This is a genomic window from Gallaecimonas kandeliae (assembly GCF_030450055.1).
Lineage (GTDB): Bacteria > Pseudomonadota > Gammaproteobacteria > Enterobacterales > Gallaecimonadaceae > Gallaecimonas > Gallaecimonas kandeliae.
In genome coordinates, this window is the sequence record NZ_CP118480.1 from 1,561,034 (window position 1) to 1,573,362 (window position 12,329).

The following is a 12,329-nucleotide window of genomic DNA, read 5'->3' on the forward strand; positions in this document are numbered from 1 at the left end:
CAGTAAGATAACGTAATCGGCCAATGGTCAACTAAATAAAAAACAACCATTTTTGGGGAGAATCATGGATAAGAAAATTCTCAGTATCGCAATACTGGCAGCAATCGGCCTGAGTGCCTGTGGTAAAAACGACTCTCATAGCGAACAGCCTGGCAACGCGGATCCGGCCGTTCCCTTGGCCCGCATCGCCTTCGATCCCGGCGCCGCTACTCCCGTCATTCCCGTGCCTAACGACATCGTCAAGGCCAAGACCACAGACGGCACCCTGAACCTCGGCCTATCTACCACTGCCCAGGCCGACCCTTATGATCCCCAGGCGGTACTGTCCAGCCTGGACGGCTGGTCCGTCAGCACCCCCTTCAGCATCGGTGTCACCCTGCCGACCGGCGTCACCCTGAATGCCGCCTCCGTCGAGCAACCCGGCGCCGTGGTGCTGCTGCAAGTGACTGCCGGCGGCAGCACCGATTGTGCCGACGCTTCTCCCATCGACGCCTGCCAGCTGGTCACTGCCCTGAGCTACGGTACCGACTTCATCACCAAGGCCTCCGGCAGCAACATCGCCATCATCCCGCTTAAGCCCCTGAAGGCCAAGACTTCTTACCTGGTGGCCACCACCAGCCTGGTCACCGACTCCGATGGCCGTTCCGTTGCCGGCTCTGCCACCTACAACCTGCTCAAGCAGGACCTGGCCACCTCGCCCCTGGGCAGTGACGACCAGAAGCTGCTGCAAGGCGCCGTCAACTCCTATGAGGGCGTGCTGGCCGCCGCCGGCGTCGACAAGGACAGCGTCACCTACTCCGCGCTCTTCACCACCCAGAGCACCCTGGATGTCGCCTCCTACACCAAGCTGGCCCTGCTCGGTGCCCTGAACGGTGGCAACCTGGCCCTGTCCAGCCTCACCGATACCGGCATGACCGCCGCAGACATCCTGCTGGCCAAAGGCCTGGTGCAGCCTGGTTCCCAGGCCGCCATTCTGGCCAGTGCCGCCAAGGTCTACAAGACGACCCTGAAACTGCCTTACTTCCTGGACAAGCCCACTGCGGCCGATTTCGCCTCCGGTGATTGCGACATCTCCACCGGCGACCTGACCAAGTGCGCCAAGCTGTCCTCTCGCTGGGTTGCCAATGGCGACAGCCCGGCCGCCGTGCTGCTGGCCCTGAAAAACGGCACCCTGAGCCAGGCCAACTTCATTACCCAGGCTACGGCCCAGAGCATCGACCCGGCCGCCGCCATGGAAAACCCGACCCTGCTGGTCGGTGCCCATTTCACCAACGACGCTGGCGACGACATCGATCCCAACCAGTTCCTGACCCAGTACAACCCTGTGCCCATGGCCCGTTCGGTCAAGACCATCGACGTACTGGTTACCATCCCTGATGCCGCCACCGTCAACACCATCCGTGGCAACCTGGGCATGAGCACCGACGTGGCCGTTGGCCCCGCCGGCTGGCCCACCGTGATCTACGGTCACGGCATCACCTCCTACAAGGAAACGGGCCTGGCTGCCGCCGGCACCCTGGCCCTGAACGGTCAGGCGATGATCGCCATCGATCTGCCGCTGCACGGTACCCGTGGTGTCGACTACACAGGTGACGGCATCGAAGACGTCAACGCCGGTGACAACGTCGGTATCTACACCAACCTGGCCAGCCTTGGCACTGTGCGCGACAACCTGCGTGAGAGCGTCGCGGACGACCTGTCCCTGCGCCTGGCGCTGTCCGCCCAGACCGCCCCTGGCGGCATGCTGGACGGCACCAACGTCAGCTTCGTGGGTATCTCCCTTGGCTCCATCGTCGGTGCCCAGGCCGTGGCCATGGGTAACACCGACACCAAGGATCCCCGTACCAACGCCGATTACTCCAGCCTCTTCCAGTTCAAGCGTGCCGTCCTGTCGGTACCGGGCGCTGGCGTGGCGGGCATCTTCGCCTTCTCTCCGGCCTTCGGTCCCACCGTGGAAGCCGGCCTGAAAGCCAGTGCCACCTTCCAGGCTACCCTGGCCGCCGCCAACACCAGTAACCTGCAGCCCGGTGACGCCGGTTACGACCAACTGGTCGCCACCGTCTACGCCGGTTTCATGCAGCAGTTCCTGTTCGCGGCCCAGACCACCGTGGATTCTGCCGACCCCATCGCCTACGGCGCGACCCTGGCCGCTAACACCCCTGGCCTGCTGGTTCACGAAGTGGTGGGCGGCGGCACCGCCGACAACCCCGGTGACCAGGTGATCCCCAACAGCAACGCCACCCACGGCCTGCCGTTGTCCGGCACCGAGCCGCTGATCGCCACCATGGGTCTGAGCCCCATCACGGCCAGCGTCATGACCCCGGACGGCACCACCGAGGTGAGCGGCGTGGCCCGCTTCAACGCCGGCGCTCACACCTCGTTGTTGAACCCTGCGCCAGAAGGACTGGACCCTGTCAGCAGCGCGGCCGTGACCACCGAGATGCAGTCTGAAGTGGCCAGCTTCCTGGCCAGCAAAGGCCTGACCATACTGGTACAGGACAGCAGTGTCCTCATCGGCGCCAACTAAGGCATCCGACCATGAAAAACACCCGGCCACTGGCCGGGTGTTTTGTTTTACACTCAGGGCTTTAAAGTCATGGAGTAGTGAAATTGGACTTTCTCACCGACTATGGCCTCTTCCTGGCCAAGACCCTGACCCTGGTCATCGCCATAGGGGCGTTGCTGGTCATCATGGCGGCCCTTTCCACCCGCAAGCAGCGCCAGAAAGGGGAGCTGACGGTCACCGATCTCGGCAAACGCCTCAAAAGCTACGGCCACAAACTGGAGTCAGAACTCCTCGACAAGAAGGCCCTCAAGGCCAGGCTCAAGGAACTCAAGGGCCAGAAGGACGACGGCAAGCCCCACCTCTTCGTACTGGACTTCAAGGGCTCCATGGACGCCCACGAGGTGGATGCCCTGCGTGAGGAAGTGACCGCCGTACTGGCCGTGGCCAAAGGTTCGGACGAACTGCTGCTGCGCCTCGAATCCCCAGGCGGTGTCGTCCATGGCTATGGCCTGGCGGCCAGCCAGCTGGCCAGGGTCCGTGACGCAGGCGTGCCGCTGACGGTGGCGGTGGACAAGGTGGCGGCCAGCGGCGGCTACATGATGGCCTGTGTGGCCGACCGCATCCTCGCCGCGCCCTTCGCCATGTTGGGCTCCATCGGCGTCATCGCCGGCATCCCCAACCTGCACAAGGTGCTCAAGAAGCACGACATCGACTATGAGCAGCACACGGCCGGCAAGTACAAGCGCACATTGTCGGTGCTGGGGGAAAACACCGAGGAAGGCCGTGAGAAGTTCATCGCCGACCTCAACACCATCCATGGCCATTTCCGTGGCCACGTGGGCCATTTCCGGCCGAACCTGGATCTCGACAAGGTGGCCACCGGCGAGGTCTGGCTGGGGATCGATGCCAAGGAGCTGGGCCTGGTGGACGACATCCTTACCTCTGATACCTATGTCACCAACAAGCTGCACAGCCACCGCATCATCGCCGTCAAGTACCAGCTGCGGCGCAAGCTGGGCGAGAAAGTGGGCCTGGCCGCCAGGGCGCTCTTGACCCGGCTGGGAATTTGACAGAGCTGTCAGCAATACTGAACAGTCCGGGCCGCCCCCTAGTACCAAAGTAGGCTGGCGGCCGGGAAGGGCGGGGCGCTAGCATGCCCCAAAACAACAAGGAGCCTTTAATGTCTGGTTTCAATAAGATAGTCAGCAGCTACCAAGACGCGCTCGCCGGCATCAAGGACGACATGACCCTGATGGTCGGCGGTTTCGGCCTGTGCGGCATCCCCGAGGGCCTCATCAATGCGCTGCGCGACAGCGGCGCCAAGGATCTCACCTGCATCTCCAACAACGCCGGCGTCGACGACTTCGGCCTGGGCCTGCTGTTGCAGACCAAGCAGATCAAGAAGATGGTCGCCTCCTACGTGGGCGAGAACGCCGAGTTCATGCGCCAGATGCTGTCCGGTGAACTGGAAGTGGAACTGACCCCCCAGGGCACCCTGGCCGAGAAGATCCGCGCCGGCGGCGCCGGCATCCCCGCCTTCTTCACCGCCACCGGCTACGGCACCCCCGTCGCCGAGGGCAAGGAAACCCGCGAAATCGACGGCCGCCACTATGTGCTCGAGCCCAGCCTGACCGCCGACTTCGCCCTGGTCCGCGCCTGGAAGGCCGACAAGTTCGGCAACCTGGTGTTCCGCAAGACCGCCATGAACTTCAACCCCATGATGGCCACCGCCGGCAAGATCACAGTGGTGGAAGTCGAAGAGATCGTCGACGAGCTGGACCCCAACTTCATCCACACCCCCGGCATCTACGTTGACAGGGTGATCAAAGGGCAGTTTGAAAAACGCATCGAACAGCGCACGGTAAGGAGCTGAGGCCATGGCACTTTCTCGCGAACAGATGGCGGCCCGCGTCGCCAAGGAACTCAAAGACGGCTACTACGTCAACCTCGGCATCGGCATCCCCACCCTGGTGGCCAACTACATTCCCGCCGGCATCGAAGTGATGCTCCAGTCCGAGAACGGCCTGCTGGGCATGGGGCCTTTCCCCACAGAGGATGAGGTGGACGCCGATCTCATCAACGCCGGCAAACAGACGGTCACCACGGCCCCGGGCGCCAGTTTCTTCAGCTCCGCCGACTCCTTCGCCATGATCCGTGGCGGCCATGTGGATCTCACCGTGCTGGGCGCCTTCGAAGTGGACGTCCAGGGCAACATCGCCAGTTGGATGATCCCCGGCAAGCTGGTCAAGGGCATGGGGGGCGCCATGGATCTGGTGGCCGGTGCCGACAACATCATCGTCACCATGATGCACGCCGACAAGTACGGCAACTCCAAGCTGCTGCCCCAGTGCGAGCTGCCCCTGACCGGCGCCGGCTGCATCAAGAAGGTACTGACCGATCTCGGTTATTTCGAAATAGAAGACGGCGCCTTCATCCTCAAGGAGCGGGCCCCCGGGGTCAGCGTCGAGGAAATTCGTGAAAAGACGGCCGGCAAGCTGATCGCCGCCGACGACACCCCACAAATGGAGATCTGAGCATGAAAGTCCTGGTGACTGGAGGGGCTTCCGGCATCGGTTTCGGCATCGCCGAACACTTCGCCAAGGCCGGCCATGAAGTGATCATCGCCGATCTGGACGGCGCCAAGGCCAAGGAGGCGGCGGCCAAGCTGCCCCGGGCCCGCGGCGTCGCCCTCAATGTCACCGACGCCGCCGCGGCCGAGGCCCTGGCGGCCGAGCTGGGCACCCTGGATGTGCTGGTCAACAACGCCGGCATCCAGCACGTGTCCCGGCTCGAGGACTTTCCCGCCGACAAATGGCGGCTGCTCATCGACATCATGCTGGTGGGGCCCATGGTGATGACCAAGGCCTTCCTGCCCGCCATGCGCGCGCAGAACTTCGGTCGCATCATCAACATCGGCTCCATCCACGCCTTGGTGGCGTCCCCCTTCAAATCCGCCTACGTGGCCGCCAAACACGGCCTGCTGGGTTTCGCCAAGACATTGGCCCTGGAGCTCGGCGAGGCGGACATCACGGTCAACACCATCTGCCCGGCCTATGTGAAGACGCCCCTGGTGGAGAAGCAGATAGCCGATCAGGCCCGTGAAAACGGCATCAGCGAACTTGATGTGGTCAACAACATCATGCTGGCGCCCATGCCCAAGAAGGCCTTTATCGGCATCGACGAGATAGCCGGCACTGCCGCCTTCCTGATCAGCCCCGCCGCCCGCAACATCACGGCCCAGACCCTGGTGCTGGACGGCGGCTGGACGGCCCGCTGAGGCTAATGCCATGAAAAAAGGCCGCTTTTGCGGCCTTTTTTCATGGCCTTTGGTACCAAAGGCCAGTTGACAGCCTGTTAACGCAATGTGTCTTATTGGGCTTTGCCGCAGCACAGCAAGGATCCCTGATTTGAGCCGCCCCCTCTTTGCCCGCCCGAGGAACACCCTATGACGCCCCTCGGCTGGGGGCCCGTCACCACCGTCTCCCTCTGCTACATCGCCCTGCTGTTCGCCATCGCCTACTGGGGGGAGGGGAGCTGGGCCAGGCGCAAACTGTCCGGCTGGACGGCGGGGCTGTCCCTGGGGGTCTACTGCACCTCCTGGGCCTTCTTCGGGGTGGCGGGCCAGGCGGCCCACAACCACTGGTGGCTGCCCCCCACCTACCTCGGCACCCTGCTGCTCTACCTGCTGGCCTTTCCCGGCCTCAAGCGCCTGGCCATCCATGTGCGGCGCAACAACATCACCTCCATCGCCGACTTCATCGCCAGCCGCTTCGGCCGCTCCCGCGCCCTGGCTGTGGCGGCCACCCTGGTGGCGGTGGCCGCCGTCATTCCCTACATCGCCCTGCAGCTGCGGGCCGTGGCCGAGACCATCAATGTGCTGACCGGGCACCAGAGCGGCCATTGGTGGCAGGACACGGCCCTGGGGGTGGCCCTGGCCATGGCCCTTTTCGCCATGCTCTTCGCCTCGCGCCGCACCCAGGCCCAGGCCCACAACGCCGGCCTGATGACGGCCCTGGCCTTCGAGTCGGTGGTGAAGTTGCTGGCCTTCTGGCTGCTGGCGCTGGTGGTGATCTACCAGGAATTCGGCGGCCTGGGGCCCTTGCTGGCGGCGGCCGAGGCCAGCCCCAGGGTGGCCAGTCTCCAGGCCGGCGCCGCCCCCGGCTATGTCTACTGGGTCCACACCCTGCTGGGCCTGGCCGCCACCCTCTGCCTGCCGCGGCTCTTCCACCTGGCCTTCGTGGAAAACCCGCGGCTGCCGTTTTTGCGCCGCACCCGCTGGCTGTTCCCGGCCTACCTGCTGGCCATGGGCGCCTTTACCTTACCCCTGGGCCTGGCCGGGGCCCTGCTGCTGGGCCCCGGTGTCAGCCCCGATCTCTACGTGCTGCAGCTGCCCCTGGCCCTGGGCTCACAGTGGCTGACGCTGCTGGCTTTTCTCGGCGGCCTCTCCGCCTCCACCGCCATGGTGGTGGTGGCGACTGTGGTGCTGTCGATCATGGTCACCAACGACCTGACGGCGCCGCTGCTGCTGCGCCTTAGAGGCCTGCCCGAGACGGGGCAGGGCAGCTGGCTGCTGTGGCTTCGGCGCCTGGCCATGCTGCTGGTGGTGCTGGCGGGTTTTTTCTATTACCGGGCCAGCGCTACCAGCGGTACCTTGTCGCAGATGGGGCTCATGGCCTTCGTGCTGGTGGCCCAGCTGTTCCCGGCCCTGGCGCTGGGGCTCTTGTGGCGCCCGGCCAACTCCCAGGGGGCTCGTGCCGGCCTGGCGGTAGGGGCGGCCCTCTGGGCCTACTGCCTGCTGCTGCCGCTCGGCTTCGGGGTGGCGCTGCCCGGCCTGCCGGCGGCGATGGACGCTATCAGCTTCGGCACATTGGTCAGCCTGGGGGGCAACCTGCTGGCCTTCGTGCTGGTGTCTTTGCTGTCCAGCACTTCTGTCTCGGAGCAGCTGCAGGCCGACAGCTTCCTGCGCCAACCCCTGGCCAGGCCCGGCGCCGTGCTGACGGTGGCCGATTGCTTCCAGCTGGTGCGCCGTTTCGGCGGGGAAGCGGCGGCCCGCAGCCTGGTGCGCCAGCATCAGGAGAGCCTCTCCAACCGCCAACCGGCGCCGCCGGCCCTGGTGCAGCAGGTGGAAAAGCACCTCTCCGCCGTGCTGGGGGGCGCCTCCATGCGGCTGGTGATGGACACCCTCAAGGCCGAGAAGGCCCTGCCCAGGGTGGCCAGCTTCGTGGAAGAGGCTTCCCAGGTGCTGCGCTTCAACCAGCAGCTGCTGACCGCCACCCTGGAAAACATCTCCCAGGGGATCAGCGTGGTGGACCGGGATCTGCGCATCATCGCCTGGAACCACCGCTACCTGGAGCTGTTCGACTACCCGGCCGATCTGGTGACTGTGGGCCGGCCCGTGGCCGACCTTATCCGTTTCAACGCCGAGCGGGGCCTGCTGGCAGGCGATCCCCAGGCCGAGGTGGAGAAACGCCTCAACCACCTGCGCTCCGGCTCGCGCTACCGCTATCAGCGCCACCAGGACGACGGCACCGTCATCGAGATGGAAGGCCACCCCCTGCCGGGAGGCGGCTTCGTCACCAGCTACACCGACATCACCGAGTTCATCCGCGCCCAGCAGCGCCTCAGCGGCCTCAACGAGGAGCTGGAGGCGCGGGTGGCGGAGCGCACCCGCGAATTGCAGACCCTGAACGGCGAGCTGCTGGCGGCCAAGAAGGCAGTGGAGGAGGCCACGGCCGTCAAGACCCGCTTCTTCGCCGCCGCCGGCCACGACCTCTTGCAACCCTTCAACGCCGCCATCCTCTTCGCTGCCCTCTTGCAGGAAAAGGCGCCCCCCGGGGAACTCAAGTCCCTGGCCGGCAATGTGCAGGGCTCCTTGCAATCGGCCGAAGGGCTGCTGGGGGCCATCTTGGAGCTCACCAAGATAGAGGCGGGGGCTGTGCGCCCCGAGCCGGCGCCCTTTGCCCTGCAGGAACTGCTGGAGCCCCTGGCCCGGGAGTTCAAGGCCCTGGCCGGCGCCAAAGGCCTGGAGCTGAGGCTGGTGCCGACAAGGCTCTGGGTGCAGTCGGACAAGAAGCTGCTGCGGCGCATCCTCCAGAACCTGCTGGCCAACGCCGTGCGTTACACAAATCAGGGCAAGGTGCTGCTGGGGATCAGGCGCAAAGGCGGGGCGGTGCAGCTCTGGGTGCGTGACACCGGCCCCGGCATAGCCGCGGCGGACCAGCAGCGGATCTTCGCCGAGTTCCAGCAGCTGAGCCAGGGCCAAGGCCAGGGGCTGGGCCTGGGCCTCGCCATCACGGACCGGCTCTGCCGCCTGCTGGATCACGGCCTGACTCTGAATTCGCGGGAGGGCAGGGGCGCCGCCTTTGCCGTGACCCTGCCAAGGGCCGCCCAGGGCCAGGCCGCCAAACCCAAGGCCCTTGGCCGCGAGACCCAGCAGTGGCTGCCCAGGCTGCCGATACTGGTGATGGATAACGACGACAATGTCCGCGAGGCCTTGAGGGCGCTTTTGGAAAGTTGGGGGGCCAGGGTGGCGGCGGTGCGGGACGAGGCCGAGGCATTGCATCTGGAGGAAACCCCGGCGCTGCTGCTGCTGGATTACCACCTGGACGACGGCGCCCTGGGGGTGGAGGTGGCGGCGCGGCTCCAGCAGCGCTGGGGCGAGCTGCCCTGCGTGGTGCATTCGGCGGACCAGGACCAGGCCATTCGCGGCGCCGTCATCGACGCCGGTTTCCACTTCCTGCTCAAGCCGGTCAAGCCCATGCCCCTCAAGCAGCTGATGCGCCGCCTGCTGGCCTAGGGCTGTTGCAGGCTCTGGTAGAGGAGCCCGGCCTGGGTGCGGTTGTAGACCTCGAGCTTTCGCAAGATGGCCGAGACGTGCTGCTTGACGGTGGTTTCCTGGACCTGCATTTCGAAGGCGATCTGCTTGTTGAGCAGGCCGTCGGCGATCATCTTCAGTACCCGCAGCTGCTGGGGGGTGAGGCGGGACAGCAGCCGCAGCCGGCCTATGTCCTCGTCGTCCTGGGGCTCCATGCCCTCGGGCAGCCAGTTGTCCCCGCAAAGCACGGCGGCGATGGCCTCCGACAAGGTGGCCAGGGGCGCCGACTTGGGCACGAAGGCGCTGGCCCCCAGGGCCATGGCCCGGCCTATGGTGGCGCTGTCCTCGTGGGCGGAGATCATGATCACGGTGACGTCGGGGTAGTGGGCCCGCAGGGCCGAGAGGCCGGCAAAGCCGTCGGCCCCCGGCATCATCAGATCCAGGAACACCAGCTCGGTGCCGGGGTGTTGGTTGAGCAGGGCCCAGACCTCATCCATGCTGGCGGCCTCCAGCACGGCGCCGCCGTCGAGAAGAGCGGTGGCGGCCTGCTTGAGGGCGCCCCGGAAGAGGGGGTGGTCGTCGGCGATGATGGCGCGCACTGTCTGCATTGGGGTGGGTGGCGGTTGGGTCCAGTGTACCGGGCCTGGCGGCCCGGTACAGCCCCTTAGAAGCGGTAACCCACTGACAGGCTGACGGTCCTGGGATCGCCGTAGTAGCCCACTATGGTGTCTTCGCCGCCGAGGCCCGGCCCCGTGATGTTGCCGCTGCCGTCCCGCGGCGCCGCGAAGTTGTAGCCGGCCAGGCGGTATTCGCGGTCGGTGAGGTTACGGCCCATCAGCTGCACTTCCCAGTTGCCCTTGTACCAGCTGGCCCCGGCGTTGAGCAGCGTCACCGAGCCTGTATCCAGCATGGAGGGGGTCTCGAAGATCTGCACCTTGGAGCGGTAGCTCAGGCCGCCGGTCAGCACCAGATCGCCGCCGAAGGCCGCCAGGTTGTATTGGGCCAGCAGGCTGCCGGTCCACTTGGGGGTATTGGCGAAGCGCCACTGGTCGGAGACGTCTATCACCCTGCCCTGGTTGGGGTCGAAGAAATCCACCCGCTTGAATTTGGCGTCGACATAGCCGAGGTTGGCGTTCAGCTGCAGGGCGTCGGTGGCGGCCAGGGTCGCTTCCAGTTCCACGCCCTTGATGCTGGACTTGCCGGCGTTCAGCACCTGGGAGGCCACGTCGGTGTTGTTGTTCACGGCCCGCTGCACCGTGATCTGCATGTCCTTGTAATCCGAGTAGAAGGTGGCGATGTTGGTGCGCAGCCGCCTGTCCAGCCACTCGGCCTTGAGGCCCAGCTCATAGGTGTCGACGATCTCCGGATCGTAGGGCTTGTCGGCGTCGGGGTTGACCGACTTGTTGGCCCGCATGTCAAAGCCTCCGGACTTGAAGCCGTTGGTGTAGGAGCCGTAGACCATGATGTCGTCGCTGAGCTGGTATTCGAGGCCGGCCCGGGGCGAGAAGCGGTGGAAAGTGGCCGAGTCCTGGAAGTCGGACTGCACCAGCAGCGGCGTGGCCGGGGCGTCGTGGGGATAGCGGATACCGAGGTAGAGCAGGCGGTAGACGTTGGCGTCCTTCTTGTCCTGGGTGTAGCGGCCGCCGAGGGTCATGGACAGCTTGGGGCTCAGGTGGTAGCTGCCCTGGGCGTAGGCGGCGTAGCTCTTGGTGTTGACGCAGCCGCCATTCTCCAGGGTCATGCCGGCCAGGCCCAGCACCGTTTCGAAGACGCCGCAGGCCTTGCCGTCCAGGTAATAGAGGCCGCCCACGCCCTGCCAGTCGCCGCTGTTGACGTTGAGCTGGAATTCCTGGGTGAACTGGCGATCGTGGTAGAGGGCCGGTATGTCCAGGGCCGGCTCCTTGGTGGAGTCGAAGTCGATGTTGGTGTCGGTGTCGCCGTCGCGGTGGGCGGTGATGGACTTGAAGGTCCAGTCGCTGTTGATGCCGTAGCTGAGGGTCAGGGCCTCGCCCCCGGTTTCCACGCTGTTGTCGGTGGGCATGGAGGTGTCGGAGTCGTAGACGCTGTCGTAGGGCTGCTGGCCCGTGATCAGGGAGGGGGTCAGGCGGTAGCCTCCCTTGGCGTTGGAGTCGTCCCAGGTGCGGTCGGCCATGAACTGGACGCTGAGCGCCTCGCTGGGGTACCAGGCCAGGGAAAGGCGGCCGGCTTTTATGTCCTTGTTGTAGTTGTCGGCGCCGGTGTTCTTGAACTTGCCGAAGCCGTCGCGGTTGAAGGTGCCGAAGGCGAAGCCGGCGTAGAAATTGTCGCTGAGCGGCATCTGGCCGGACAGCTTGAGGTCGTGCTGTTTGTAGGAGCCCAGGGTGCCCTGGACGTTGAATTCTGGGTCACCGGACAGCTTCTTGGTCACGTACTTGACGGCGCCCCCAATGGTGTTGCGCCCGTAGAGGGTGCCCTGGGGCCCGCGCAGCACCTCGATGCGCTGCACGTCCAGTATGTCCATCACGGCCCCCTGGGGCCTGGCGACGTAGACGTCATCGATGTAGATCCCCACCCCGGGTTCGAAGCCCCAGAGCGGATCCTGCTGGCCTATGCCGCGGATATAGGCGGTGAGGGTGCTGTTGGTACCGCGGCTCACCTGCAAGGTGGTGTTGGGCGAGTACCACTGGACGTCGGCCAGATCCTCGACGCCGCGCTGGCTCATCTGTTCGGCGGAGAGGCTGGTGACGGCCACCGGCACCGTCTGCAGGTTCTCGACTGTGCGCCGGGCCGTGACCTCGATGACCTCCAGGCTGGGATCGTCCTTGGCCTTGGCGGCTTTTTCTTCGGCGGCCTGGGCCGTGGCGGCCAGGCCCAGGCAGACGGCCAGGGCCAGCTTGCCGGGCGCCCAGCGGGCATTCTTTGCTGCGGTTGACATGCGTTTTCCCCCAATGTTTTTGTTATTTCGGTGTTAACAATAAGGGCAAACGCAAAAAGTTAACGCTGTACCTTAGTACTATGGTCAAGGACTTA

Annotated in this window: 8 protein-coding genes; 6 read left to right on the forward strand and 2 right to left on the reverse strand. The window is 65.3% G+C overall.

What is annotated here, in order from left to right:
• The first annotated feature begins 64 nt into the window (after window positions 1-64).
• The 6 genes from PVT67_RS07550 to PVT67_RS07575 all read left to right on the forward strand — a co-directional run bounded on the left by PVT67_RS07550 (window position 65) and on the right by PVT67_RS07575 (window position 9,302).
• Window positions 65-2,527: a VolA/Pla-1 family phospholipase gene (locus tag PVT67_RS07550; protein ID WP_301499293.1), complete on the forward strand. Its 2,463-nt coding sequence runs from the start codon at window positions 65-67 to the stop codon at window positions 2,525-2,527.
• Window positions 2,528-2,610: 83 nt separating this feature from the next.
• Window positions 2,611-3,576: a protease SohB gene (gene sohB, locus PVT67_RS07555; protein ID WP_301499668.1), complete on the forward strand. Its 966-nt coding sequence runs from the start codon at window positions 2,611-2,613 to the stop codon at window positions 3,574-3,576.
• A gap of 110 nt (window positions 3,577-3,686) precedes the next feature.
• Entirely contained in the window at window positions 3,687-4,379 is a 693-nt protein-coding gene (locus PVT67_RS07560) for a CoA transferase subunit A (protein ID WP_301499294.1), read from the forward strand.
• A 4-nt stretch (window positions 4,380-4,383) separates the two neighbouring features.
• A complete protein-coding gene (locus PVT67_RS07565; RefSeq protein ID WP_301499295.1) occupies window positions 4,384-5,040 on the forward strand; it encodes a CoA transferase subunit B in 657 nt (218 codons plus the stop codon).
• Window positions 5,041-5,042: 2 nt separating this feature from the next.
• A complete protein-coding gene (locus PVT67_RS07570; protein ID WP_301499296.1) occupies window positions 5,043-5,783 on the forward strand; it encodes a 3-hydroxybutyrate dehydrogenase in 741 nt (246 codons plus the stop codon).
• Between the two features lie 168 nt (window positions 5,784-5,951).
• On the forward strand, window positions 5,952-9,302 hold the full coding sequence (locus PVT67_RS07575; protein ID WP_301499297.1) for a hybrid sensor histidine kinase/response regulator: 3,351 nt from the start codon (window positions 5,952-5,954) through the stop codon (window positions 9,300-9,302).
• Here PVT67_RS07575 and PVT67_RS07580 read toward each other — a convergent pair.
• On the reverse strand, window positions 9,299-9,928 hold the full coding sequence (locus tag PVT67_RS07580; protein WP_301499298.1) for a response regulator transcription factor: 630 nt from the start codon (window positions 9,926-9,928) through the stop codon (window positions 9,299-9,301). The genes PVT67_RS07575 and PVT67_RS07580 overlap by 4 nt on opposite strands.
• 56 nt (window positions 9,929-9,984) lie before the next feature.
• The gene (locus tag PVT67_RS07585; protein ID WP_301499299.1) at window positions 9,985-12,234 is read right to left on the reverse strand and encodes a TonB-dependent receptor; all 2,250 of its coding nucleotides are present in this window, start codon (window positions 12,232-12,234) and stop codon (window positions 9,985-9,987) included.
• Window positions 12,235-12,329: the final 95 nt, after the last annotated feature.